This is a genomic window from Arenimonas alkanexedens, from assembly GCF_054781355.1.
The window spans coordinates 41,887-67,952 of the sequence record NZ_BAAGUO010000001.1; the positions used below are offsets into that span (position 1 = coordinate 41,887).

The 26,066-nt window shown below is 67.7% G+C and carries 22 protein-coding genes; 12 read left to right on the forward strand and 10 right to left on the reverse strand.

Features of this window, described 5'->3' with window-relative positions; translation table 11 throughout:
- Positions 1-59: 59 nt before the first annotated feature.
- The 4 genes from ACYVGY_RS00175 to ACYVGY_RS00190 form a co-directional block, all read right to left on the reverse strand.
- Entirely contained in the window at positions 60-728 is a 669-nt protein-coding gene (locus tag ACYVGY_RS00175) for a GYF domain-containing protein (RefSeq protein ID WP_460455469.1), read from the reverse strand.
- Between the two features lie 85 nt (positions 729-813).
- Complete coding sequence (locus ACYVGY_RS00180) at positions 814-1,287, reverse strand: DUF494 family protein (protein ID WP_460455470.1); 474 nt, start codon at positions 1,285-1,287, stop codon at positions 814-816.
- Between the two features lie 35 nt (positions 1,288-1,322).
- Entirely contained in the window at positions 1,323-2,447 is a 1,125-nt protein-coding gene (dprA, locus tag ACYVGY_RS00185) for a DNA-processing protein DprA (protein ID WP_460455471.1), read from the reverse strand.
- 55 nt (positions 2,448-2,502) lie between these two features.
- Entirely contained in the window at positions 2,503-3,609 is a 1,107-nt protein-coding gene (locus ACYVGY_RS00190) for a LysM peptidoglycan-binding domain-containing protein (protein ID WP_460455472.1), read from the reverse strand.
- A gap of 137 nt (positions 3,610-3,746) precedes the next feature.
- Here ACYVGY_RS00190 and def point away from each other — a divergent pair, with 137 nt between their 5' ends.
- The 6 genes from def (at position 3,747) to ACYVGY_RS00220 (ending at position 11,151) form a co-directional block, all read left to right on the forward strand.
- Entirely contained in the window at positions 3,747-4,253 is a 507-nt protein-coding gene (gene def / locus ACYVGY_RS00195; protein ID WP_460455473.1) for a peptide deformylase, read from the forward strand.
- Positions 4,254-4,260: 7 nt separating this feature from the next.
- Positions 4,261-5,181, forward strand: coding sequence for a methionyl-tRNA formyltransferase (fmt, locus tag ACYVGY_RS00200; protein ID WP_460456235.1), 921 nt, complete (start codon positions 4,261-4,263; stop codon positions 5,179-5,181).
- A complete protein-coding gene (gene rsmB, locus ACYVGY_RS00205) occupies positions 5,178-6,497 on the forward strand; it encodes a 16S rRNA (cytosine(967)-C(5))-methyltransferase RsmB (RefSeq protein WP_460455474.1) in 1,320 nt (439 codons plus the stop codon). The genes fmt and rsmB overlap by 4 nt, the downstream gene beginning before the upstream one ends.
- Positions 6,498-6,543: 46 nt before the next feature.
- A complete protein-coding gene (locus ACYVGY_RS00210; protein ID WP_460455475.1) occupies positions 6,544-8,220 on the forward strand; it encodes an ArnT family glycosyltransferase in 1,677 nt (558 codons plus the stop codon).
- A 94-nt stretch (positions 8,221-8,314) separates the two neighbouring features.
- Entirely contained in the window at positions 8,315-9,694 is a 1,380-nt protein-coding gene (trkA, locus tag ACYVGY_RS00215; protein ID WP_460455476.1) for a Trk system potassium transporter TrkA, read from the forward strand.
- On the forward strand, positions 9,694-11,151 hold the full coding sequence (locus ACYVGY_RS00220) for a potassium transporter TrkG (protein WP_460455477.1): 1,458 nt from the start codon (positions 9,694-9,696) through the stop codon (positions 11,149-11,151). The genes trkA and ACYVGY_RS00220 overlap by 1 nt, the downstream gene beginning before the upstream one ends.
- Here ACYVGY_RS00220 and ACYVGY_RS00225 read toward each other — a convergent pair.
- Genes ACYVGY_RS00225 through ACYVGY_RS00235 form a run of 3 tightly spaced genes read right to left on the reverse strand, consistent with a single transcriptional unit; the run spans position 11,126 to position 14,052 of the window.
- Positions 11,126-12,643 (reverse strand): PH domain-containing protein, encoded by a 1,518-nt coding sequence (locus ACYVGY_RS00225; protein ID WP_460455478.1) that lies wholly within the window; start codon positions 12,641-12,643, stop codon positions 11,126-11,128. The genes ACYVGY_RS00220 and ACYVGY_RS00225 overlap by 26 nt on opposite strands.
- A complete protein-coding gene (locus ACYVGY_RS00230) occupies positions 12,627-13,136 on the reverse strand; it encodes a PH domain-containing protein (protein ID WP_460455479.1) in 510 nt (169 codons plus the stop codon). The genes ACYVGY_RS00225 and ACYVGY_RS00230 overlap by 17 nt, the downstream gene beginning before the upstream one ends.
- 4 nt (positions 13,137-13,140) lie before the next feature.
- Complete coding sequence (locus tag ACYVGY_RS00235; RefSeq protein ID WP_460455480.1) at positions 13,141-14,052, reverse strand: LpxL/LpxP family acyltransferase; 912 nt, start codon at positions 14,050-14,052, stop codon at positions 13,141-13,143.
- Between the two features lie 52 nt (positions 14,053-14,104).
- Here ACYVGY_RS00235 and dtd point away from each other — a divergent pair, with 52 nt between their 5' ends.
- Together dtd and rpoD are read left to right on the forward strand one after the other, a co-directional pair.
- On the forward strand, positions 14,105-14,542 hold the full coding sequence (gene dtd, locus ACYVGY_RS00240) for a D-aminoacyl-tRNA deacylase (protein ID WP_460455481.1): 438 nt from the start codon (positions 14,105-14,107) through the stop codon (positions 14,540-14,542).
- Positions 14,543-14,649: 107 nt separating this feature from the next.
- Positions 14,650-16,497 carry an RNA polymerase sigma factor RpoD gene (gene rpoD, locus ACYVGY_RS00245; RefSeq protein ID WP_460455482.1) on the forward strand — a complete coding sequence of 616 codons (1,848 nt, stop codon included), beginning with the start codon at positions 14,650-14,652 and terminating at the stop codon, positions 16,495-16,497.
- Positions 16,498-17,228: 731 nt separating this feature from the next.
- Here rpoD and ACYVGY_RS00250 read toward each other — a convergent pair.
- The 3 genes from ACYVGY_RS00250 to ACYVGY_RS00260 form a co-directional block, all read right to left on the reverse strand.
- Complete coding sequence (locus tag ACYVGY_RS00250) at positions 17,229-18,968, reverse strand: N-acyl-D-amino-acid deacylase family protein (RefSeq protein ID WP_460455483.1); 1,740 nt, start codon at positions 18,966-18,968, stop codon at positions 17,229-17,231.
- 338 nt (positions 18,969-19,306) lie between these two features.
- Positions 19,307-21,667 carry a heavy metal translocating P-type ATPase gene (locus tag ACYVGY_RS00255; protein ID WP_460455484.1) on the reverse strand — a complete coding sequence of 787 codons (2,361 nt, stop codon included), beginning with the start codon at positions 21,665-21,667 and terminating at the stop codon, positions 19,307-19,309.
- A 214-nt stretch (positions 21,668-21,881) separates the two neighbouring features.
- Positions 21,882-23,120: an acyl-CoA dehydrogenase family protein gene (locus tag ACYVGY_RS00260; RefSeq protein WP_460455485.1), complete on the reverse strand. Its 1,239-nt coding sequence runs from the start codon at positions 23,118-23,120 to the stop codon at positions 21,882-21,884.
- A 158-nt stretch (positions 23,121-23,278) separates the two neighbouring features.
- Between ACYVGY_RS00260 and hemP the strand changes: the two genes are divergently transcribed.
- From hemP to hemC, 4 genes are read left to right on the forward strand one after another with little or no spacing between them, the layout of a single operon-like run.
- Positions 23,279-23,464 (forward strand): hemin uptake protein HemP, encoded by a 186-nt coding sequence (gene hemP / locus ACYVGY_RS00265; protein WP_460455486.1) that lies wholly within the window; start codon positions 23,279-23,281, stop codon positions 23,462-23,464.
- Positions 23,465-23,521: 57 nt separating this feature from the next.
- Entirely contained in the window at positions 23,522-24,193 is a 672-nt protein-coding gene (locus tag ACYVGY_RS00270; protein WP_460455487.1) for an alpha/beta hydrolase, read from the forward strand.
- Positions 24,194-24,224: 31 nt separating this feature from the next.
- The gene (locus ACYVGY_RS00275; protein WP_460455488.1) at positions 24,225-24,959 is read left to right on the forward strand and encodes a LytR/AlgR family response regulator transcription factor; all 735 of its coding nucleotides are present in this window, start codon (positions 24,225-24,227) and stop codon (positions 24,957-24,959) included.
- A 13-nt stretch (positions 24,960-24,972) separates the two neighbouring features.
- The gene (gene hemC, locus ACYVGY_RS00280; protein ID WP_460455489.1) at positions 24,973-25,881 is read left to right on the forward strand and encodes a hydroxymethylbilane synthase; all 909 of its coding nucleotides are present in this window, start codon (positions 24,973-24,975) and stop codon (positions 25,879-25,881) included.
- Positions 25,882-26,066 lie beyond the last annotated feature (185 nt).

Sequence of the window (26,066 nt, forward strand, 5' to 3'; positions counted from 1 at the left end):
AGCCGGTCGGACCGGGGAGGGCCTGGCCGAGGCGCGGGTGGCGGCCTCGGCCAGAGGGCTTATTGGCAGGCGGCCGGCAGGTATTTGGGCTGGTCCAGGTCGCTGGTGCAGACGAAGTCGCCGGACTCATCCATGCTCAGGTAGAGCCTTCGATCGGCCAGCGCCGCGCTGGTGTGCAGGCCCTCGAGCGCCACTTCGATCACGCAGCGGCCCTCGGCCAGGGACACCAGCGTCACGTCCATATTGTCCGGCATCGGTACGCCCAGCTCGTCGAAGCTGGTCGGGCAACGGGCGTTGGTTGCGTGGTACTCGGCGACCGCGACCTTCAGGACGCGGGCTTCGGCCATTGCCATCGTGACCTTCGATCGGATCACGTAGTCCTGGTAAGCCGGCAGCGCGATGGCCGCCAGGATGCCAAGGATAGCGATCAAGGCGATGCCGCCGCCGCCAATCACCAGGGCGGCCAGCAGGCAGCCGTTGCTTTTCTTGTCGGCCGCGGCCGGCGATGCGGCGCTGGCCCCGGCCGGTGCGATGGCGGCCGGCGCCTGGGCCGGGCCCATGCCGAGCTCGTCCCGGAACTGCCGCAGCGGCGCCCACTGGCCCAGGCCTTCGCGCCAGACCAGGCTGTCGTCGGTTACCTGCCCGGCGGCGAAGGCCGCAGCCACCGCTTCGGCGCTGACCGGACCCTGGCGATCACGGGCGTTGTCCACGTAAAACCAGCTATTCATTGCTTGTCCCCATGCCGCGCGGGCGCGGCCTTCCCCATTGAAAACGCCCGGCCGGAGCCGGGCGCCGTGTCCACCTCGGACGGTGCTAGTGCACCGGCTCGGGCTCGTCCTCGAACATCTGGCTTTCCATCCAGGCATAGGCCGCTTCCGAGCCTGGCTGGTTGAAAAGCACCATCAGCACGACCCATTTCAGATCGTCGACGTCCACTTCATCCTGGTCCAGCGCCATGACCCGGTCGAGCACCAGCTCCCGCTGATCGGCGTCGATCACGCCGCTCTGCTCAAGGAACATCAGGAAGCCGCGGCATTCGATATCCAGGCGGTCGAGCTCGGGCTCGGAATAGACGCGCACCGGGGTGTCGCGCCGCGCCACGGGCGAGACCGGGCGCTGGCGGGCGAGTTCGTCCAGCCAGTCGAAGGCCTTGTTGATTTCGGAGGGGCTGAAGCCGGCCTGGATCAGGCCGTTCTGGAGCGAATCACGGTCACGGACGGCGTCGGGGTCGTCGTAGAAGTAGTGCTCAAACAGATACAGCAGGACGTCCAGTATGGTCTCTTTCATTACCCTCAGCCTGCGCCCGGGGCGCGTTGGGAAGGTCAGGGACGGCGGGCGTAGCGACCGTTGTCGGCGACCACTCGCCCTTCCAACTCCATGACAAGCAGCATGGAGGACAGGGCGGCCACCGTCAATCCTGTGCGCTCGGCCAGGGAATCCATGCCGGTGGGGTCGTAGCCCAGTGCCAACCACAGCCGGTTGTGGTCTTCGTCGTCGCCAGGCTGTCCGTACGCTGACCGCCCGACGGGCTGATCGAGGGCTTGCATTAGCCTCCCTTGTAGCGAATGGGCGAGGCTGGCAGCCAGCGGGCCGAGAGCCTCGATGACCTCTTCGGGCGACTCGATCAGGGCGGCTCCTTCGCGGATCAGTCGGTGGCAGCCGCGGGCGGTCGGGTTGTCGATCGAACCGGGCAGGGCGAACACCTCCCGGCCGGCTTCGGCGGCCAGACGGGCGCTGATCAGCGCGCCCGAACGCAGCGCCGCCTCAATCACCACGGTGCCCAGACTCAGGCCCGCGATGATCCGGTTGCGGCTGGGAAAGTGGCTGGCCAGGGCGGCGGTACCCGGCGGGTGCTCACTGACCACCGTTCCGGCCGCGCCGATCCGCGCCATCAGGCCCGCGTTGCCTGGCGGATAGCAGCGGTCGAGTCCGGTGCCCACCACAGCCACCGTCCGGCCGTGAATCAAGGCGCCTTCGTGGGCGGCGGTGTCGATGCCTTCGGCCAAGCCGCTGGTGATAGCCCAGCCGGCGGCCGCCAGGATCTGGGCGAAACGCCGCGCGCGCTCGCGTCCGCCCGCGCTGGGGCGGCGGCTGCCGACGACCGCTACCTGCGGATGCCAGAGCAGGCCCGGGTCGCCGGCCACGAACAACAGGCCCGGCGGGGTCGGCGACCGGCGCAGCAGCGCGGGATAGTCAGGATCCTGCCAGCCGAGCAGGTGCCGCCCCGGCGGCGCCAGCCAGTCGATGTCAGCGGCCAGCCGGGCCGGATCGGGACGTCGCAGCGCCAGCAGGCATTCGGCTGCCAAGCCCAGGCCTGCGCCGTGCCGGGCTGCCTCAAGCGCGGCGGCCGGATCGGGACGTGCCTCGAGCAGGCCGCGCAGCGTCGCGCCGGGCAGGCCGCTGCGGGCCAATATCAGAAGGGCGTGCTCAGGATTCAAAGTCCACATAGCATCGCGGCGCCCGAAGGCGCCGCGATGTAGGAACTCAGCCGTGCGAGCCGTATTACTCGGTCGCGTCCGGATGCTTGAGCAGGTCGCCCTGGGAGATGGGGCGGATGCCGTCCATCACCAGCGCATAGCTGACCTTGTCGAAGGTGCGGAACACCATCAGGTTGCCCAGGAAGTTGTCCGGCAGCTTGACGCTGTCGCCGCGGGCGGCCATGGCGTTGCGATGGGCGATTCGGTCCGGACGGACCGCGCCTTCGCTCCACACCGAGAAGGTGTGGCCGTTGCGGATACCCTCGCGAGCGCCCACCGACAGGGCGACGACGTAACGCGGACCCGCGCCCATGCCATCGGCCACCGCCAGGATGCGGGCGTTGTCCGGGACGTTGTCCGGCGCACGCGGCATGAACTGCAGGTCGTAGGGCTGGGCTTCCGGCGGCAGGATGCGATCGCCGACGCGGATTTCGCGGCCTTCGTCGTGCAGCAGCACCACCGCGATTTCACCCTGGATTTGGGTCACTTCGCCGCTGGCGTAAAGCTGCAGCTCGTGGCCGAGGGTCTCGCCGGCGGCTTCGCCGAAGCCCATGGGCGTCGACCAGTGGCCGTGCATGCGGCTGCCGCGGTCATCCAGGCGTGAGAAGCCCGGAATGCGCCTGCCCTTGCCGCCGCCGAAGATGTTGACCGGACGGACGATGTCGACCACCTGGCCCGGACGGGCACCAGCGAGGCCGCGGACATACACGAGCTGGCCGTCGGCCGAGCGCAGGCGATCTTCCTCGAGGCCGACCACGTAGGGCAGCGACTCAACGTCGTCCAGCACGGTGAACTGCTTCAGGAAGGCCTCGATCTCGGCCAGAGGGATCGTGGTGATCGCCTCGCCGATGCGCGGTCCCTGGGCCTGCACGACGGGCTTGCCGTCGATGTAGACCAGGCTGAGCACGTCCCCCGGATAAATGAGGTGCGGGTTCTCGACCTGCGGATTGGCCTGCCAGATCTCGGGCCACAGCCAGGGCTTCTTGAGGAAGCGACCGGCAATGTCCCAAAGGGTGTCGCCCTTTTTGACTGTGTAGGTTGTCGGATGATCGCCAGCAAGCTCCGCCGCGACAGCGGCAGTGGCGATGGTGAGCAACATGGCAGCACTAACTGCAAGAAGCCGTTTAAACATGGCGGCTATCCACCTGATTTTCCCCGGACAGGTTGGGCGACTATAGCCCAAATACCATCCATGAATGCAAGCCCACCCGGGCTATAATGACCGCCCGGCCCTTGAGGTCGGTTCCCGTCCTCCCCACATCACTTTACATGGCTAAGCTCTCGATTCTCGAATTTCCCGATCCTCGCCTGCGAACTGTCGCCAAAACGGTCGAGCAGGTTGATGACGCCACGCGCCGCCTGATCGCCGACATGTTCGAGACGATGTACGAAGCGCCCGGCATCGGCCTGGCCGCGACCCAGGTCGATGTGCACCTGCGTCTGCTGGTATTGGACGTGAGCGAGGACAAAAGCCGGCCAATGGTCTTCATCAATCCCGAGATCGTCACCGCCGAGGGCAGCCAGGTCTACCAGGAAGGCTGTTTGTCCGTGCCCGGCATCTATGCCGACGTGACCCGCGCCGACCGCGTGCTTGTTCGGGCGACTGACGGCGACGGCAAGCCTTTCGAGATCGACGCCGACGGCCTGCTGGCGGTCTGCATCCAGCACGAAATGGACCATCTGGCGGGCAAGGTATTCGTTGACTACCTCTCGCCGCTCAAGCGCGAGCAGGTCCGCAAGAAGCTGGCCAAGCAGCAGCGCGCCGGCGCCGCCTGAGGTGGCGCTGCGCATCGTATTCGCCGGCACGCCCGGCTTCGCGGTGCCCTGCCTGCGTGCCGCCGCCGAGCGCGGCGAAGTGGTGGCGGTTTACACCCAGCCCGATCGGCCGGCCGGCCGCGGTCGCCAGCCGACCGCCTCGCCGGTCAAGGTCGAAGCGCTTGCCCGCAGCCTGCCGGTGTTCCAGCCGGAAAACTTCAAGACGGTCGCTGCCCGCGAGCAGCTGCGCGCGCTGCAGCCTGATTTGCTCGTGGTGGTCGCCTACGGCCTGATCCTGCCGCAGTCGGTGCTCGATATTCCGCGCCTGGGCTGCTGGAACGTGCACGCTTCGCTGCTGCCGCGCTGGCGCGGTGCGGCGCCGATCCAGCGCGCGCTGGAAGCGGGCGACCGCGAAACCGGCGTGTGCCTGATGCAGATGGAAAAAGGCCTCGATACCGGCCCCGTGCTGCTGAGCTTGCGCACCCCGATCACCGATGACGACACCGGCGGCAGCCTGCACGATCGCCTGGCCGCGCTGGGCGCCGAAGTACTGGGCGACGGCCTGAAGCTGACGCGCGCCGGCATGCGTCCGATCGCAAGTCCGCAGCCGGACGACGGGGTGACCTACGCCCGCAAGCTCGACAAGGCCGAGGCGCGACTGGACTGGTCGCTGCCGGCACGCGAGTTGGCCAACCGCGTCCGCGCCTTCAATCCCTGGCCGGTGGCCGAGGCCGAACTGGCGGGTGAGCGCCTTCGTATCCACGCCGCCTCCGCCCTGACCCAGGCCCACGGCCAGGCGCCAGGCACGGTGCTGGCCGCCGGTCGCGACGGTATCGACATCGCCTGCGGCGACGGCGTCCTGCGCCTGCGCCAGGTGCAGCGCGAGGGCGGCCGTCCGATGCCCGTCGGCGACTACCTCAACGCGCGTCCGGCGCTGCGGGCGCCATGAATTCCCCCGCCGGCGCCGCCCTGCGGGCCCGCGCCGCCCGCGTGCTGGCGGCGGTGCTGGGCGAAGGTCGTTCGCTCAAGGCGATGTTGGGCCAAGCGCTTCCGAACGTGCCCGACCCGCGCGATCGCGCCCTGCTCGAAGCGATCTGCTTCGGCGCGCTGCGCCACCGCCGACGCTACGACTTCGCGTTGTCGCAATGGCTCGCCAAGCCCTTGGCTGCGCGCGACTTCCCGGTGCACTGCCTGCTGCTGGCGGGCCTGGCCCAGCTCGACGCGCTGGGACTGCCCGCGCATGCCGCGGTAGGCGCCACCGCCGAAGCCACCCGCGAACTCGGTCGCCCGCCGCTGGTGGGCCTGGTGAACGCGCTGCTGCGTCGGGCCAGCCGCGAGCCGCTGCCGGTGAGCGACGATCCGGCCATCGTCAGCAGCCATCCGGACTGGCTGGTCGCCGCGCTGCAGGCCGACTGGCCCGACGACGTTGACGCGGTGCTGGCGGCCAATAATCGCCCGGCGCCGATGTGGCTGCGGGTCAATCCCGGGCAGTTGGGCATCGACCGCCTGCTGCGCTCGCTGCGCGAAGACGGCCTGTCCGCGTCGGCCCTGCCGGCGCTGCCTGACGCAGCCCGGCTCGACGACCCGATCCCGGTCGAGCGCCTGCCGTTCTGGCACACCGGCGCGCTGGGCGTGCAGGACGGCGCCGCGCAGATGGCCGTGCTGGCGCTGGCGCCTGGCCCCGACGAGCGCGTGCTCGACGCTTGCGCCGCGCCCGGCGGCAAGACCGCGCAGATTGCCGAGCGCCTGTTCGCCGGCAGCGGCGAGCTGACCGCGCTGGACATCGAGTCCCGCCGGCTCGAGCGCGTGGTCGAAACCCTGCAGCGGCAGGGCCTCGCTTCCGATCGCGTGCACGTGGCCACGGCCGATGCCGCGGCCGTGGACACGTGGTGGGACGGCCGTCCGTTCGACGCCATCCTGCTCGACGCCCCCTGTTCCGCCACCGGCATCATCCGCCGCCAGCCGGATATCAAATGGCATCGCCGCGCCGACGACATCCCGGCCCTGGTGGCGCAGCAGGCGCGCCTGCTGGAAGCCCTATGGCCACTGCTGCGACCCGGCGGCCGCCTGCTCTACGCCACCTGCTCGGTGCTTCGCGACGAGAACGCGCACCAGATCGATGGCTTCCTGGCCGCGCATCCCGAGGCCGAGGCAGTGGCGCTGGACGCGCGCTTCGGCCGTACCAGCGGGGTCGGCCGTCAGCGCCTGCCGGGCGAGGACGGCATGGACGGCTTCTTCTACGCCCTGTTCCGTAGAACGGCTTGAACAAAGTGCTGCCGGGGCATTCCGGCACCTGCTAACGTTCGCCGCCATGGACCCACACCGCTCGGAACGCCGCGACACCTGGATCTTCTTCGTATTGGCCCTGGTGATCCTGGCCGTGGGCTACGGGCTGCGCGATCCCTGGCCGGCCGACGAACCGCGCTTCGTGCTGGTAGCCAAGCAAATGATCGAGAGCGGGAACTTCCTGTTCCCGCATCGCGGCAGTGAGCTCTATCCCGACAAACCGCCGCTGTACTTCTGGCTGCTGTCGCTGGCCTACGCCGCCATCGGCAGCTGGCGCTGGAGCTTCCTGTTGCCTTCGCTGCTGGCCGGGCTGGGCACGCTGGCCCTGGTGCGCGACCTCGCGGCCCGTCTGTGGTCGCCGCGTGCCGGGCTGTGGGCGGCGACGGCGGTGCTGGTCTGTTTCCAGTTCGTCTATCAGGCCAAGCGCGCGCAGATCGACCCGAGCCTGGTGTTCTTCACCACCCTGTCGCTCTACGGCATCCTGCGCCACCTGCTGCTGGGGCCGAGCTGGCGCTGGCTGTGGCTTGGCGGCTTCGCCGCGGGCCTGGGCGTGATCAGCAAAGGCGTCGGTTTCCTGCCGCTGTTGGTCCTGCTGCCGTTCGCGCTGATGGCGCGTCAGGGTTGGCGCGGGCTGGCGCCGCTCGGGACGGGCAATGGCTGGCGCTGGGCGCTGCTGCTGCCGGCCTTCCTGGCGCCGGTCGCGCTGTGGCTGGGTCCGGTGCTGGCCGTGGCAATGACCAGCGGCGATCCGGAGCACGAAGCCTACCTGCGCAATATCCTGCTCAAGCAGACGGCCGAGCGCTACATGGATCCCTGGCACCACACGGAGCCGTTCTGGTATTTCGGCCAGGTGGTGCTGCTGTTCTGGCTGCCGTTCTCGTTGGCCTATCCCTGGCTGCTGGCGCCCTGGCGCGAGGCCTGGCGCCAGCGCGATGCCCGCGTCTGGCTGCCGCTGGCCTGGACGTTGCTGGTGCTGCTGTTCTTCAGCGCCAGCGCCGGCAAGCGCGACATGTACATCCTGCCCGCCCTGCCGGGGCTGGCGCTGGCGGCGGCGCCCTTCCTCGACGCCATTTCCCGGCGCGCCGGCTTCCGGCGCGCGGTGCTGGCCTTCGTGCTGGCGTTCTCGACGCTGCTGCTGGTGGCGGGCGTGGCGGCGCTGGTGACGGAGCCGGGCTTCGCCCGCAAGCTGGTGGCGGAGCGCGGGCTGGGTCCGGAGGCGCGCTGGCTGTGGTGGATGCTGGCCGTGGTCGGCGGCGCCGGCCTGCTGGCGGCCGCCTGGGCCCGGGGGCGGCATGCGCTGGCGGCCTGTGCCTTCACGCTGGCGCTGCTCTGGAGCGGCTACGGCCTGGTCGTGCATCCGCTGCTCGACGACGAAAACTCGGCGCGCGGCCTGATGTCGCAGGCCCGCGAGCGGGCCGGCGAGGGCGTCGTGATCGGCTTGGTGGACTGGAAGGAGCAGCAGCTGCTTCAGGCCGTGGGCCCGGTCGTGGAATTTGGCTTCCGGCAGCCGGTGGAGGTCCAGCGCACGCGCGCCACGACATGGCTTCGCGACGCGCCCAGCGAGCGGCGGCTGCTGGTTCAGGCAGGCGAAGCAATGGCCTGCGTGGACTTCGACGACGCCGTGGCTGCCGAACGCCTGGGCGTGGCCAATCGCCGTGAGTGGTGGCTGCTGCAGGCCGCTGCCGTCTCCGGCTGCCCCTGAGGCCAGCCGCCCGCGCCGGGCGCGGGTACACTAGCCGCGCCCGGGTCGCCCGGGCCGCGATTGCCGCTCCCTCGACGACAAGGTTTCGGATTCAATGAAGATCCTCATCCTGGGTGCCGGCCAGGTCGGCAGTTCGGTCGCCTCGGCCCTGGCGTCGGAAAACAACGACATCACCGTCGTGGACACCGATCATGCCCGGCTGCGGGAACTGGCTGAAAAGCTCGATATCCGCACCGTCGTCGGCCATGCCTCGCTGCCCAACATCCTCGCCCAGGCGGGTGCCGACGAGGCCGAGCTGCTGGTCGCCGTGACCTCGAGCGACGAAGTGAACCTGATTGCCTGCCAGGTCGCCCAGCACCAGTTCCGCACGCCGACCCGCGTCGCGCGCCTGCGCGAGGCGCAGTACCTGGAAGTGGCCGCCCTGGCCGATCCCGCGCATTCGGCAGTGAGCGCCGCGATCAGCCCGGAACAGCTGGTCTGCCGTCACGTCGAGCGCCTGATCGAATACCCCGGGGCGCTGCAGGTGCTCGATTTCGCCGATGGCCGCGCCCAGCTGGTCGCGGTGCGCGCCGTGCCGGGTGGCGCGCTGGTGGGTCACGAGATTCGTGAACTGCGCGAGCACCTGCCGGCCGGCGTGGATGCCCGCGTCGCCGCCATCTTCCGCCAGGGCAAGCCGGTGAAGCCGGAGGGCAATACCGTCATCGAGGTGGATGACGAAGTGTTCTTCCTGGCGGACCGCAAGAACATCCTCACCGTCATGAGCGAGCTGCGCAAAGTCGATCCGCGCCCGGCGCGCCGGCTGCTGATCGCCGGTGGCGGCAATATCGGCCGCAACCTGGCCCGCAGCCTGGAGTCGCGCTATTCGGTGAAAGTGCTGGAGCGGTCCAAGGAGCGCGCCCGGGATATCGCCGAAGACCTGCTCAACTCGATCGTGCTGGTCGGCGATTGCGCCGACGAAGACCTGCTGCGCGAAGAGAACATCGACCAGACCGACGTCTATTGCGCGATGACCAACGACGACGAGGCCAATATCCTCTCGGCGATGCTGGCCAAGCGCATGGGCTGCCCGCGCGTGATTTCACTGATCAACCGGCCGTCCTACGCCGAGCTGGTGGAGGGCGGCAGCATTGATATCGCCGTCAGCCCGCAGCTGGTGACCCTGGGTGCGCTGCTGGCGCACATCCGCGAAGGTGCGCCGGCGCGGGTGTACTCGCTGCGGCGTGGCGCCGCCGAGGCGATCGAAGCCGTGGTGCGCGGCGACCGCCGCACCTCGAAGGTGATCGGCCGCGGCCTGGACGAACTCGAGCTGCCGCCGGCGACCACCATCGGCGGGCTGGTGCGCGGCGACAAACTGCTGATCGCCCACCACGACGTGGTGATCGAGCCGGGCGACCACGTCATCCTGTTCGTGATGGACAAGCGTGAGATCGCCCAGGTGAGCGCGCTGTTCCAGACCGGAGCAACCTGGTTGTGATGAGCCAGCGGTTCCGCGCCATCCAGCGCATTATCGGCGTGATCATCGTGCTGTCGTCGCTGACCAAGCTGCCGCCAGCGTTTCTGGCGCTGGCTTGGGGCGAAGAGCAGACGCCCGGCGTCTTCTTCGGCAGCTTCTTGATCAGCTTCTTGATTGGCGTAGTGCTTTGGCTGCCGGTGCGCGCCGTGAACTACGACATGCGCCTGCGCGACGGCTTCCTGATTGTCACCATGACCTGGGTGTTTGCGAGCCTGGTCTCGGCGCTGCCCTTCGTGCATGGCCCGCCGCACCTGAGCTATGCGCACGCGATCTTCGAGGCCACGTCCGGTCTGACGACCACCGGGGCTACGGTCATCACCGGCCTGGACGACCTCCCGCGCAGCGTGCTGTTCTATCGCCAGCTGCTGCAGTTCCTGGGCGGCATGGGCATCGTGATCCTGGCCGTGGCCATCCTGCCCATGCTCAAGATCGGCGGTACCCAACTGTTCCGCGCCGAAAGCACCGGCCCCAGCAAGGACACCAAGCTCACCCCACGCATCGCCGAGACGGCGAAGGCGCTGTGGAGCGTCTACTTCGGCCTGACCATCCTGTGCGCGGTGTCGTACTGGATGGCCGGCATGTCCCTTTTCGACGCCATCTGCCACGCCTTGTCCACCGTCTCCACGGCGGGCTTCTCCACCCATGACGTGGCGTTCGACCACTGGCAGAGCCCGATCCTGGAGTGGATTGCGATCGTGTTCATGGCCTTGGGTGGCATTAACTTCGGCCTGCATTTCGTCGCATGGCGGCGAGCTTCCATGGCCGTCTACGGCACCGATTCGGAGTTGCGGTCCTACGTGCGCATCATCGTGGTCGCGAGTTTTCTGGTGGCCGGTATCTTGTGGTTTGGCGGCACCTTCACCAGCGGGGTGGACGCCTTCCGCCACGCCACGTTCCAGGTGGTTTCCAACATCACCACCACCGGTTTCGCGATCAGCGGCTTCAGTGAGTGGACGCATCCGGCGCCGCTGCTGGTGCTGGCCCTGGCCTTTATTGGTGGCTGCGCAGGCTCGACGGTCGGCGGCCTGAAGGTGGCTCGCGTGGTCATGGTGGTGCGGCAGGGCTATCGCGAAATCAAGCAGCTGGTGCACCCCAAGGCGCAGTTCCTGGTCAAGATGGGCGGCCGGCGCGTGTCCGAAAGCGTGGTGCTTTCGGTGAGCGGATTCATCGCCATCTGGATGCTTTGCTTCGTGCTTTTGATGTTGGGCATGAACGCGACCGGCCTGGACCTGGAGTCGTCTTTCGGCGCGGCCGTGGCCACGCTGACCAACCTGGGGCCCGGCTACGGCGCGGTGGCGAGCACGTTCGGAAACGTAAATGATGGCGCGGTGTGGCTGGGCACCCTGGGCATGATCCTCGGGCGCCTGGAGGTGTTCTCGCTGCTGGTGCTGCTTACGCCGCAGTTCTGGCGGGAGTAGGCGCGGCCTCCATCGCCGCGGCGAGCTGGTCGCGCAGCGCGCGCGCCTCGGCCTCGGGCAGGTAGCGCACCCGCAGCGGTGGCTCGAAGGGGCTGGCGCCCACGGTGTCCATCAGCAGGTTGGCCATGCCGTGGCGACGATCAAAGGGCGACTGGCCCAGCCGCAGCGACTGCAGCTTGCGTATTTCCGCGAAGCGCCAGGACTTGTCCAGCCAGCCTTCCCGTACCGCCACCAGGCCGCCTTCGATGCTGTAGCCGGCGTAGCGCGCCCAGACCACCGCGCGCAGTGCAAAGACCGGCAGCAGCGCCAGGGCAGCCAGGCCCCACAGGCCGTTGAGCCAGGTCAGGGTCGCGGCCAAGACGATCGCAAACAGCGCGGGGACGGCGAACTGGCGGCGCCACGCCCGCGGATGCAGCGGGCGCCACTGCGCCATCGGCCAGGCGTGACCCGGCAGCAGGTGCCGGATCAGTGCCTCCATCGCGCTCGGCGTGGCCACGGGGGCCAGCTCGCGCAGCGAGCGCTGGTCGCCGCCCGCCTGGATCGAGGCGCTGTCCACGCGCAGGCCTTGCCGGCCCAGCCAGCGATGAATAAGGCTTTCCCGAAGACTCCATGACTGGATGCGCGAGCGCGGCATGCTGGCGCGCATGCGCGTCAACAGCCCGCGCTGGGCGCTGAGGCGGCGACCGGTTTCAGTCAGCGTGAAGCCGTGGAACTGCAGCAGGGCCAGCAGCACCGAAAGCAGGCGCAGCACCACCACCGCGAAAACAAGCATCGCCACCGCGGCGATGGCCGTGCCTGCGAGACCCAGGGCATAGGCCTTGGACCAGTCGCTGGCATGGTCGGCGACATACTCGATCGAATCGCCGAGCAGCTCGCCGCCGGTCTGGGCCGCGATGCCGAACGCCGCCGCCACCAGCAGCATGCCGCGGTTGGAGATCAGGCCCAGCCGGATGACTTCGCTGGTCGGCAGCTCAAGCAGGGTTTGCGAGGCCAAGGCGGGCGCCGGCACGCCGTCCACGGTCTCGCCCGGCGCTTCGCGACTGCGGCTGCGCACCAGCTCCTCAAGCGCGTGGGCGTCCAACAGCGAAAGCACCCGCATCTCGCCTTCGGCCTTCATTCCGCCGGCCGATTCGAGCCGCACCTCGGCCACCTTGAACACCCGGTGCAGCAGGGTCTGGTGCAGGGCCACGTTGTGGATGCGCTGGAAGGGAATGTGCCGCAGGCTCTTTTGCAGCAGGCCGCTGCGAATGACGATGCCATCGTGATCGACCCGGAAACGGTAGGTGAAGTACTGCGCCAGCGAGACCAGCACCAGCACGCCGGCGAAGGCAAGACCCCACAGCTCCCAGCTGTTGCTGCGGCCCGTGAACAGCAGCACCAGCAGCGGCAGCGCGAAGCTCTTGATCTGCTGGATCAGTACGAACAGCCACGACCACGGATGCAGCCGGCGCTCGTCGCCGCCGGCGACTACGCCCTCAGAGGGAGTCGTCATCGCGGTCCGCCTCCGGCAGCAGGGCATCGCGCAGCGCCATCGCATCGGCATCGCGCAGGCCGGGCTGGCGCAGCGCGTGCATCCGGGTACCCGCCGTGTGCACGACCAGGGTCGCCAGGCCGGCGCGTCGCTCGATCGGACCGCGCTCAATGTCCAGGTGCTGCACCCGCGAGCGCGGCACCAGCAGTTCGTGCTTCCAGATCAATCCGCGCCGCACCTGCAGGCCGCGTGCATCGAGCTGCCACTGAGTACGCCGCGCCCGTGCCCGACCCAGCAGTGCGCCCAGGACTGCGACGACGAGGAACAGGGCCAGGCCCGCGCCCACGCGCGCCAGCCAGCCGTCCAGGAACGCAATGCCGACGGCGCCGGCGGCGAAACAGAAGGGAATCGCCACCAGGCTTCCGCCGATTGTGGCCACGGTGATCGCGGCCGGCGGCAGCGGCTGCCAGCCTTGCGTGGTGGTCCATGCGGAGGGAAGGGGCGTGTCGTTCAAGGGGTCACCTGCAAGCTGGGCCATAGGGATCGATTTCACCGGAGCCGGGTGGCCGCAGCGTGAAGCGTTTGTAGGTCCATTGGTACTGCCTGAAGTCACGCCGGGCAATGGCTTCGACGCCGGCGTTCATGGCTTCGGTGGCGGCGGCGATATCGGCGCTGCCGAGGCTTTCAGCGGCCGGCTCGAAGTGCAGATCGAAGCGTCCGTCCGGTCGTCGCTCGGCGTAGGCGAACACCACGGCGGCGCCGCTGCGTTCGGCCAGGCGCGGGATCAGGCTAAGCGTCAGCGCGGCGCGGCCGAAGAAGGGCGCGAACTCACCGGCGCCCAGTTTGGGCTGCTGGTCAGGCGTGATGCCGACCACGCCGCCGGCCTTGAGCGCCTTCCACAGTGGCCGCATGGCATTGCCTTCGGCTGGCACCAGGGTGATGTTCTCGCCGCCGCGGGCCAGGCGCAGGAAGCCGTCGCCGACGCGGCTGTCCGGGACGCGGTAGACCAGGGCGAAGGGGCCGCGCGCGGCCATGAATTCGATTACCAGTTCAAGGTTCCCGTAATGCGGCGCGGCCAGGATCAGGCCGCGCCCGGCGGCCATCGCCGCGGCCAGCTGCGGCTCGCCGTGTACCGAAGCCACCAGCGCCAGGTTGTCGGCCCGCGGACGGGTCCAGATGCGCAGTGTCTCGAGGGCGTTGCGGCCGGTGGCGCCGAGGATGCCGGCCACCGCCTGCTCGCGCGCGTCGGCATCGAGCTCGGGGCGGACCAGTTCAAGGTTGCGGCGTGCAACCCGTGACTCACGGGTGTCGCGCCAGTGCGAGAAGCGACCGAGCGCCGCGCCCAGGCGCTGCTGCAGCGAAAGCGGCAGCCGGCCCACGCACCACGCGACGGCGAACAGCAGGCGGCTGGCGAAGGAAATACCGGGCATGCCGGCAGTGTAAGGGATGCCCGGCGCCGGCCGCGCGCCTTACACTCGCGCCATGATCGCCCTCATCCAGCGGGTTACCGAAGCCAGCGTCGTCGTCGACGGGGAGCGTGTGGGCGCCATTGCCGCCGGCCTGCTGGCCCTGGTCGCGGTGGAGCCCGGCGACGACGAAGCCCGTATCGCCCGCATGGCCGAACGTCTGCTCGGCTATCGGTTGTTCGCCGATGCCCAAGGCCGCATGAACCTGTCCCTGGCCGACACGGCCGGCGGCCTGCTGCTGGTCAGCCAGTTCACCCTGGCGGCCGATACGTCCCGCGGGATGCGGCCCGGCTTCAGCACCGCGGCGACGCCCGAGGATGCCCGCCTTGGCTTCGAGCGATTGGTCGAAGTTTGCCGCGCCGCCCATCCGCGGGTTGAAACCGGCCGCTTCGGCGCCCACATGACGGTGAGCCTGGTCAATGACGGCCCGGTAACCTTCCGCCTGCAGTCCTGAGCCCCCCTGGGGCAGTCCGTTTTCCCCCTGTTAATCAAAAGGTTAGCTAAGGGGTTGCGGTTTCTGTATACTGCGCGGTTCCATTTTCCCAGTCGCGGGATGCCTCAATGGCCAACGATCGTCCGGCTCAGCAGTCCGAAATCAAGCAGCTGATCAGTAAAGGTCTCGAGCAGGGTTATCTGACCTATGCCGAGGTCAACGACCACCTGCCCGACGATATCGTCGACGCCGAGCAGCTCGAAGACATCATCGGCATGATCAACGGCATGGGTATCGAGGTGCATGAAGTTGCGCCCGATGCCGAGACGCTGTTGCTCTCCGATTCCTCGTCGCAGCGTGATTCCGACGACACCGCCGCCGAAGAAGCTGCCGCCGCGCTCACCGCGCTCGACAGCGAGGGTGGCCGCACGACCGACCCGGTGCGCATGTACATGCGCGAGATGGGCTCGGTGGAGCTGCTCACCCGCGAGGGCGAAATCGCCATCGCCAAGCGCATCGAGGAAGGCCTGAACCAGGTCCACACCTCGCTGGCCAGCTTCCCGTGGTCGATCCAGCTGCTGCTCGAAGACTATGACCAGCACCTCGAGGGCAAGAAGCGCCTGAACGAGGTCGTGGTCGGCTTCCTGGATATCGAAGAGCCGGAAGAAGTGGCGCCGGTCGCCGCGGCCGAAGAGACCGAGGAAGAGGAAGAAGCGGACGAAACCGAGGGCGGCGACGAAGAAGAAACCGTCGTCGACACCGGTCCGGACCCGGCCGAGGTTGGCCGCCGGATGGACACGCTCAAGGGCCTGTACACCAAGTTCCAGAAAACCCATGCCAAGTACGGCGCGACCGACAAGAAGTCGATCAAAGTCCGCGAGGAAATGGCCGAAGAGTTCCTGCGGTTGAAGCTGCCGCTGGCGTTGATGGACGCGTTCGTGCGCAAGCTGCGCGAAGTGGTCAACTCGATCAAGGAACACGAGCGCCGCACCCTCGACATCTGCGTTCGCAGCGCCAAGATGCCGCGCAAGGACTTCCTGCGCGCCTGGCCGGGCAACGAGGTCAACCTGGACTGGGCTGACGACGTTATCCGTCGCAAGCAGAAGTGGTCCTCGGGCATGCGTGAGTACAAGGACGTGATCGTCGCCGAGCAGCACAAGCTGATCGGCATCGAGCATTCGCTGTGGCTGACCCTTCCGGACATCAAGGAAATCAACCGCGCGATGGCCTACGGCGAGGCCAAGGCCCGCAAGGCCAAGAAGGAAATGGTCGAGGCCAACCTGCGCCTGGTCATCTCCATCGCCAAGAAGTACACCAACCGCGGCCTGCAGTTCCTCGACCTGATCCAGGAAGGCAACATCGGCCTGATGAAGGCCGTGGACAAGTTCGAGTACCGCCGCGGCTACAAGTTCTCCACTTACGCCACCTGGTGGATTCGCCAGGCCATCACCCGCTCGATCGCCGACCAGGCCCGCACCATCCGTATCCCGGTGCACATGATCGAGACGATCAACAAGCTCAACCGCATTTCCCGCCAGATGCTGCAGGAAATGGGTCGCGAACCGACCCCGGAAGAGCTGGCGAAGAAGATGGAGATGCCCGAGGACAAGATCCGCAAGGTGCTCAAGATCGCCAAGGAACCCATTTCGATGGAGACCCCGATCGGCGACGACGAAGACAGCCACCTGGGCGACTTCATCGAGGACACCAGCATCGAGTCCCCGATAGAGGCCACCACCAACCTCGGCCTGATGGAGACCGTGCGCGACGTGCTGGCCGGCCTGACGCCGCGCGAGGCCAAGGTGCTGCGCATGCGCTTCGGCATCGACATGAATACGGACCACACCCTCGAGGAAGTCGGCAAGCAGTTCGACGTCACCCGCGAGCGCATCCGCCAGATCGAAGCCAAGGCCCTGCGCAAGCTGCGCCACCCGACCCGCTCGGAACAGCTCCGCAGCTTCCTCGACCTCGAGTAAGCGCCTTTCCCCCTCGCCCCTTGTGGAGAGGGCCGGGGAGAGGGGAAAACGGCCGCGCAAGCGGCCGTTTTCGTTTCCATCTGGCGCCCACGCGACATCAACCGTACGATTGCACCGTGTCAGGGCCTATAGCTCAATGGTTAGAGCAGGGGACTCATCGAAAGGTGTCGCCGTCCGGTAACGGGCGGACGAGAACGGGATGAATTCAGGGAAACCGCAGCGGCGTGGCGACACGGCCGGCGGCAATCCTGAGCCAAGCCGGCGGTACACCGCCGGAAGGTGCAGAGACTACCTGGGGGCTTTAGTGCCCTTGATGACAGGCTAGAGCGTCCCGCACCCCACTCGCTTCGGCGAAGGGTGAAGAGATAGTCCACGCCGGAAGGAAACTCCCGGGCAACGTGAATCCCTTGGTTCCAGGTTCGAGTCCTGGTGGGCCCACCAATCAGTCACCCGCTAACCGCGGGGCAGCGAGAATCCAGCAGCGGCGCCGGGAAATGGCTGCGGTCTGCCCCCGCTGCGTCCTCTCGGCAGGCGAAATGGGGCGTTTCGACGGTCTTTTCTCCGGCGCTGCCGCGCTCGTCGGCGCGCCCGGTGCCCCGCGCTGGCACACGGCCAACATCAGCAAGGCAACGGCCGACGATAGTCTCAAATAGGCGGAAGCGGTTCGGGAAGGCATGCCCAGCGCATAGGCACGTTGCGCGCAGCCGGCAGTGAATGCTGGATGCGAGCGTTCACCGCCGCATGAACCGCCCGAAGCCACCATCACGCCCCAGTGCCGGTGACGGCCTGTCGTCCTCGAACGCGACTCGGCCGTTGATGATCGTGGCCTTGACCAAGCCGTCGTTGCGATTGACCACGCGCTGCATGTCGCCCAACAGCTCGAACGGCGCCTCGGCGTAGGCATCAAGTTTGGCCTGCTTCAGCGCCCGGGGGTTGATGAGCACCAGGTCGGCCTGCGCGCCGGGCTTGAGCACGCCGGTGTCCAGGCCGTACCAGTCGGCGATTTCGCCCGTCAGGCGCCACACCGCTTTCTCCGGCGACATCGCCGGTGCGTCGCGCACGGCCATCTGCAGCAGGCACAGGCCGAAGTTGTAGAAAGCCATGTTGCGTAGGTGCGCGCCCGCATCGGAGAAGCCGACGATCGCGCAAGACTGGTTGACGTTGATGGCCACCCGCTTCGGGTCGTGGTTGGCGATCACGGTGGACCAGCGCAGCCTGGGGCCGTGGTCGATCACCAGGTCGAGGAAGGTGTCCACCTCGTGCGCGCCGCGCTCGTCTGCGATCGCGCGGATGGTCTTGCCGACCAGGGTCGGGTCGGGGCAGTCGATGACGTGCGCATCGCCGAAATCGCGATGCCAGACGCGCCCGCCCCACTTGCGCTGGTAGTCGGCCTTGAACCGGCGGCGGTAATCGGGGTCCGAGAACAGCTTCTGGCGATCAAAATCCCGCTTCAGGTGCAGCGCTGCTTCGCCGGCCGGAAATTCTTCGAAAATGATGAAGTCGATACCGTCGGCATACACCTGGAACGGCTGCGGCAAAGCCTGCCAGCGGAACGAGGCTCCCAGGAACGCATTGAACGCGCGCGTGGCGGCGCCCATCACGATGTCGAGCTTGGGCTTGGCCTTCACGTCCATCAGCGTGATCAACGTGGTCTTCAGCTGGCGGCGCAGCGCCAGGCTGGCCGAGGTGAACAGGTAGAACACCGCATTCACGGGGTTGTTGAGGTTGGGCGCCGACTGCAGGATTGCGCCGCGCCGGCGCAGCACCCGGTGCAGGCGCCGGTACTCGCTCCAGCGTGCGTACACGGACGGCAGCGCGGACGACCGGAACCGGTCGCCGTCCACCTTGTCCCAGGGATTGGTCATGCCCGACATGCCCAGCAGTCCCTGGCTGATGCCCTCTTCCAGCTGCTGTTCCATCCACTGCAGCTCGGCTTCGCTCGGCACTTCCTTCGGATCGACCGAACGCCCCAGCCCCATCGCCGCGGCGCGCAGGTCCGAATGGCCCATGTAGCTGGCGATGTTCGGACCCAACGGAAGCGTCTGCAGGTGGGCGATATAGCCGGCGGCGTCCTTCCAGGTCTTCTTCTCGCGCAGCGCGGGCAGCACGAACTCGCGCGGGATCGACTCCACGCGGGTAAAGATGTCGGACGCGTCTTCCGCATCGCTGTAGATCATGCTGATCGAACAGCTGCCGACGAAGCAGGTGGTGACGCCGTGGCGCACCGATTCATGCAGGCCCGGCGCCATCAGCATTTCGGCGTCGTAATGGGTGTGGATGTCGATGAAGCCGGGCGTGATCCACAGGCCCTGCGCATCGATCACGCGGGCGGCGCCTTCGGTGGGCAAGGGCTGCGTGCTGATTTCGACGATGCGCCCATCGCGGATGCCCACGTCGGCCACGCGTGGCGCGGCGCCCGTTCCATCAAAAAAAATGCCGCGCTGGATCAGCAGTTCGAAGCCGGTTTGCATGGAAGAATCACTCGATGGACGGGTGGGGGGGGGAGGGCAGGGTCATCTCCGATCCCGGTTCGCGCCTGCCAGCGCCTGAGGCTTCGACTTTACCGGAGCACGGCAGCCTGCAGCACGTCGCCCGCTGGGTCGTTGGACCGAGTACACGCGCCGCGCGCCGCGGAATTGACGCGGCTCGACGGGCGGTCCCGCCGCCCTGAAAATGGGGAGCTTGGGCTGGAGACGGATTCGCTGCTGATTGCCCCCACCACCACATTCCCGTCCGCATCGATCCCGATGCGTTACGACAGAAGGCCTCCCGAATCACGGCGGTCCGGGTCTCAGCTCGCCCGGCTCACTCAGGCAGCCTTGTCCAAGCGAACCATGCGCAAGCGCAAAGCGTTTGAAATCACCGACACGGAACTAAAGCTCATGGCCAGCGCTGCGATCGCAGGGCTCAATAGCCAACCCGTCCATGGGTATAGCGCGCCGGCGGCCAAGGGGATGCCGAGGGTGTTGTAGACGAAAGCGAAGAACAGGTTCTGGCGGATGTTCCGGACTGTCGCGCGCGAGAGCGCGCGTGCATGAACGATCTTCATCAGGTCACCCTTGACCAGGGTCAGCTTGGCGCTCTCCATTGCGATGTCGGTGCCATGACCCATCGCGATGCCAACGTCGGCAGCCGCAAGCGCGGGCGCGTCGTTGACACCATCGCCGGCCATGGCAACGCGCCGGCCGCTGGCTTTAAGTTCCTCCACGATGCGTGCCTTGTCCGCGGGCTGTACATCCGCCTCGACCTGATCGATGCCAAGTTGCTTTGCCACGGCGTTCGCCGTCGTCGCGTTGTCGCCCGTCACCATGATCACTTCAACCTGTTCGGCCCGCAGTGATCGCAAGGCCTCGGCGGTGGTTTCCTTGATGGGATCCGCCACGGCCAGCAAACCCGCGAGCACGCCATCCATGCCCAGGAACATCACCGTCTTGCCGTCTCGGCGCAGCGCCTCGGCCTTCGCCGCGGCGCTGTCACTGATAGCGACGCCGCGGGCTTCCATAAGGGCCCGGTTGCCCAGCGCGGCGGTCGCCTCGCCCAGCTCAGCGCTAACGCCCTGGCCGGTATGGGACTGGAAATCCGAAGTCTCGGGCAGTGACTGTTCGCGCTGCTTGGCGCCGGCCAGGATCGCTGCCGCGAGAGGATGTTCACTCCCGCGCTCAAGGGCTGCGGCTGCTGCGACAATGGCGTTTTCGTCTACATCCCCAAGCACCACGACATCGGTCAGCGTGGGCTTTCCCAGGGTCAGCGTGCCGGTCTTGTCGACCACCAGCACGTCTATTTTTTCCAGAATCTCGATGGCTTCCGCATCGCGGAACAGCACGCCCATCTGGGCGCCTCGGCCGGTTGCGACCATGACCGAAATCGGTGTGGCCAAACCCAGTGCGCAAGGACAGGCGATGATCAAAACGGCAACTGCATTGATCAGGGCAAACGCCAGGCGCGGATCCGGCCCCAGCCAGGCCCACAGCGCGAACGTCAGCACGGCGGCCATCACCACGGCCGGGACAAACCAGCTGGCGACGCGGTCAGCCAGCCGCTGCAGCGGCGCCCGCGTGCGCTGCGCATTCGCCACCAGTTGGACGATCTGTGCAAGCAGGGTTTCACTGCCTACTTTTTCCGCGCGCATGACCAGCGATCCCGTCTGGTTGAGCGTGCCGCCGGTGAGGAGATCCGTTGCCGTTTTCTCTACAGGCATCGATTCGCCCGTCAGCATCGACTCGTCGACGCTGCTGCGGCCTTCCAGGACCACGCCATCAACCGGGACTTTCTCGCCCGGTCGGACACGCAGCCGGTCGCCCTTCTCGATCGTTTCGAGCGGAACGTCTTCTTCGTTGCCTTCGTCATCAATGCGGCGTGCCGTCTTCGGCGCCAGACCAAGCAAGGCGCGCACCGCATCGCTGGTGCGGTGCCGGGCCCGCAGCTCCAGCCATTCACCCAGCAAGACCAGCGTGACGATCACGGCAGCGGGTTCGAAATAGAGACCTATTCGCCCGTCCACGCCACGGAAGGCGGGCGGGAACAAGCCAGGCATCAGCAAGGCCACGACGCTATAGCCATAGGCAACGCCCACCCCGAGGCCGATCAAGGTGTACATGTTCGGCGAGCGGTTGAGCAGGGATTGCCAGAAGCGGCTGAAGAAAGCAGCGCCGCCCCACATCACGACCGCCGAGGCGAAAACCAACTCCGCCCATGGGCTCCAGGCCGGCGCCTGCCAAAGTCCAATATGTGGCGCCATGGCGAGGATGACCACGGGCAAGGACAGCAATGTCGATATCCAGAGCTTGCGCGCGACGGACGCAATTTCCTGTTTCGCGTGGCTGTCGTCTTCGCTGGGTAGTTCTGGCTCCAGGGCCATGCCACAGATCGGACAAGCACCCGCGCCCTCCTGCCGGATCTGCGGATGCATCGGGCAGGTGAACATCGTTCCCTTCGGTGCGGGATCCGCATCCTTGCGGTCCGTCGCTAAATACTTCTCCGGATCCGCGAGGAAGCGTTCACGACAGCGTGCCGAGCAGAAGTGATATTCGGCGTCGCCATGCTTGGCGTGATGCGACACGTTGTCGGGATCCACCTGCATGCCGCACACCGGATCTTCGACCTGGCCGGTCTTGCCCGTTTCGCCGTGTTGCTTGTGCTCCGTGGAGGAGTCGTTGTGCTTGGTGGTCATGACGTTTTGCTCGCAATGCCATTGAGAGTCGGGCGTGTCGCCAACGCGCCATGCCCTGGACCAGCGCAGGCCGCGATATTGCCACACCCCGTATTGGCCAGGGTCTTAGGCTCAGTTGCCCAGGCGGGGGCCAAGGCCAGCACCCCAAGGAGCAGTGCCCCGGGCAGCCACCGATTCCTGCCTCGCATCAGCATCCTTGCAGTCAGCGCCTCGCCTACCGCACCGTGCCGTCGGCTTGCGCGGAGCGCTTCAGTTCCAGCTTGGCGATCGTGCCGTTATGCACCTCATCCGGTCCGTCGGCCAGCCGCAGCGAACGCGCGGCCACGTAGAACTGCGCCAGCGGGAAGTCGTCGCTGACGCCGGCGCCGCCGTGGGCCTGGATCGCCCAGTCCACGACTTTCTGCGCCATCGCCGGCGCCACTACCTTGATCATCGCGATCTCACGGCGCGCGACCTTGTTACCCACGGTGTCCATGGCTTGCGCTGCTTTCAGCGTCAGCAGCCGCGCCTGCTCGATCAGGCAGCGCGATTCGGCGATGCGTTCGTGCCAGACCGAGAACTCGCCGATCGGCCGGCCGAAGGCCACGCGCGTGCGCACGCGCCGGCACATCAATTCCAGCGCACGCTCGGCCAGCCCGATCAGGCGCATGCAGTGGTGGATGCGGCCCGGGCCCAGTCGGCCCTGGGCGATCTCGAAGCCCCGGCCTTCGCCCAGCAGCAGGTTGCTGGCCGGCACGCGCACGCCTTCAAGCGCGATGTCCATGTGGCCGTGCGGCGCTTCGTCGTAGCCGAACACGGTGAGGGGGCGGATCACGCGGATGCCGGGGGCATTCGCGGGTACCAGGATCATCGACTGCTGGTGGTGCACGTCGGCGGCCGGGTCGGTCTTGCCCATCACGATGAACAGTTCGCAGCGCGGATCCCCGGCGCCGGACGACCACCACTTGTGGCCGTCGATCACGTAGTCGTCGCCGTCGCGGCGGATTGAACACTGGATGTTGGTGGCGTCCGAGGAAGCCACCTCCGGCTCGGTCATCAGGAACGCGGAGCGGATGCGGCCCGCAAGCAGCGGGTCGAGCCAGCGCGTCTTCTGTTCCGCGCTGCCGTAGCGCTCCAGCGTTTCCATATTGCCGGTGTCGGGTGCCGAGCAGTTAAACACTTCCGGCGCCCACGGCACCCGGCCCATCACCTCGCACAGCGGCGCGTACTCGAGATTGGACAGGCCTTCGGGTGCGCGTTCGGATTCGGGCAGGAACAGGTTCCAGAAGCCGCGCTCGCGCGCCAGCGGCTTGAGTTCCTCGATCACCGGGTTAGGCGTCCAGGCATTGCCGGCGGCGCGCGCCCGATCAGCCTCGGCGCGGTAGCGGGCCTCGTTCGGGTAAATGTGGGTGTCGAAGAATTCGCCCAGGTCGCGCAGCATCGCCTGCACGCGGGGGGAGTAGTTGAAGTCCATGGCCATCCTGGAAAGTCGGGGATTCGCCCGGCCCGTCCTGGGCTTGCGGCGACTGCAGCCAGCCTAGGCCGGGCGAACGCAGCCTGACAAGGGCGGCCGACTTGACATGTAAATGCGAACCATTATCATTACAGGCGATATTCACTCCGGAGCCCGCCATGAACTTGCCGCCTTTACCTGTCCAGGCCTCCGCGTCGCCCGCTGCGCCCGCCGCCGAGCCCTCGCTTCAGGCCTTCGATAGCCGCGAACTCCTGCGCGGCGTGCGCGAGGTGCTGATCCGCCACGCGGGCCAGGTCTACCGGCTGCGACACACTCGCAACGACAAGCTCATCTTGGTCAAGTAAGGCCTGATGCCGCGCGCTGGGCATAATGCTCGGGTCTGCCACTGCCCCTGAGCGCCGATGACCTTGCTCGAAACCGTCGAACACCAGACCGGCCCCGAGCCGCGCTGGTCCATCCTTTGGCTGCACGGCCTCGGCGCCGATGGCCATGACTTCGCCCCGATCGTGCCCGAGCTGCTGCGCCCGGGCTGGCCGGAGCTGCGCTTCGTGTTTCCGCATGCGCCGGTGCGCCCGGTCACGATCAACAACGGCGCCCGCATGCGTGCCTGGTACGACATCCGGAACCTCGAGATCGACCAGCGTGCCGACGAGCAGGGCGTGCGTGAATCCATCGCCCAGGTCGAGGAACTAATCGCCCACGAAGTAGCGCTTGGCGTCCCGCCCGAGCGCATCCTGCTGGCCGGCTTTTCCCAGGGTGGCGCCATCGCCTTGGCCGCCGGCGTGCGCCGGGAAGCCGCTTTGGGCGGCCTGGTCGCCCTGTCCACCTACCTGCCGATGGCGACCACCACGGCCGGCGAGGCCACGAAGGCCGGACTCGGTACGCCGGTGTTCATGGCCCACGGACAGCTCGACCCAGTCGTGCCCGAGTCCCTGGGCCAACGCAGCCGCCAGGCGCTCGAGGCGCTGGGCATGGCCATCGACTGGCACGTGTACGCCATGCCCCACAGCGTCTGCGCCGAAGAAATCCGCGACCTGGCTGACTGGATGCACCAGCGCTTCCTTGCGGGCTGAACGTGATGCAGGCCTCGGGCATACTTCCGGCATGAAACTCCTGCTGGTCGACGATGAACCGCTGGCGCGCCAGCGCCTGGCCGCGCTGCTGCAGGCGCTTGGCGGGCACGAACTGGTGGGCGAAGCCGGCAACGGCCGCGAGGCCGTCGAAATGGCCGAGGCGCTGGGCGTTGACTGCGTGCTGATGGACATCGCCATGCCGGTGATGGACGGGCTCGAGGCCGCGCAGCACCTGGCCGGGCTGAGCTCGCCGCCGGCGGTGGTGTTCTGCACCGCCTTCGACCAGCACGCGCTGGCCGCCTTCGAAGCCGCCGCCGTCGACTATCTGGTCAAGCCGATCCGGGCAGAGCGGCTGGAAGAGGCGCTCGAGCGCGCCCAACGCCAGCGCGCCTCGCGCGAGCCTGCCAAGCGGCTGCCGGCCGACGCCGAGCGCCGGCGCAGCCATCTCAGCGCGCGCCTGCGCGGCTGTCTGCGCCTGATCCCGGTCGAGGACATCCACTACCTGCAGGCCGAGGAAAAATATGTCGTCGTCCACCACGCCCGCGGCGAAGACCTGATCGAGGAATCGCTCAAGTCGCTCGAAGCCGAGTTCGCCGATCGCTTCCTTCGTATCCACCGCAACTGCCTGGTGGCAGGCGAAGAGTTCGCCGAGCTGCGACGTTCGCCCGATGGCCAGGTGCACGCCATCCTGCGCAATTCCACCGCCGCGCTTGAAGTCAGCCGGCGCTGCCTGCCGCTGCTGCGCGAGCGACTGAAACATCTGTAAGGAGAGGTAACCGATGGGCAAGATTCGCCTGGCCACCCGTGAAAGCGCACTGGCGCTGTGGCAAACCAACCATGTCGCCGAGCGGCTGCGCGTTGCCCACCCGGGCCTGGAGGTCGAGCTGGTGCCGATGACGACGCGCGGCGACCAGGCCATTGACCAGCCGCTGGTGGAGATCGGTGGCAAGGGCCTGTTCCTGAAGGAGCTGGAGGTAGCGATGATGGAAGGCCGCGCCGACGCCGCCGTGCATTCGCTCAAGGACGTGCCCATGGAACTGGACGGGCCTTTCCAGCTCCCGGCCATCCTCGAGCGCGCCGACCCCTTCGATGCCTTCGTGTCGGTGCAGTTCGAAGCGTTCGAAGAACTGCCCTACGGCGCCAAGGTCGGCACCTCGTCGCTGCGCCGGCAGGCGCTGCTGCGCGCACACCGCCCGGATCTGGTGCTGGTGGACCTGCGCGGCAACGTCAACACCCGCCTGGCCAAGCTCGACGCGGGCGAATACGACGCCATTGTGCTGGCGTGTGCGGGCCTCGAACGCCTGGGTCTGGGGGCGCGCATCCGGGAGCGCCTGACCGCGCCGCGCTTCATACCGGCCGCTGCCCAAGGCGCCGTGGTCGTGGAGTGCCGCCAGGACGCAGCCGACATCGCCGACCTGTTCACGGCCCTGGATCATGCCGACACCCGTGCCTGCGTCAGCGCCGAGCGCGCCATGACCCGGGTTCTCGGCGGCAGCTGCCACGTGCCGATCGCGGCCTACGCCACGCTCAACAAAGACCGACTGTCGCTGGAAGGCCTGGTGGGCGACGCCAAGACCGGCAAGACCGTCCGCGGCTACGCCAGCGGCCCCGTATCCGAGCCCGAGAGGCTCGGCGCGCAAGTCGCCGACATGCTGGTCGCCCGCGGCGCCGACGCCCTCCTGCCCTAACCCTGTAGGAGGGCCTTCAGGCCCGAAGCTTTTCGCCGAAAAGCTTCGGGCCTGAAGGCCCTCCTACAAAATGCGGGTGGTTTTTGGGCTAGTAGTAAACCATCACCACGTGCCGGGCTTCGGCGAAGAACAGCCACCGCTCCACCATCGCGCCCAGCAGCGCGGCCAGCGCGGCCATGCCGAGC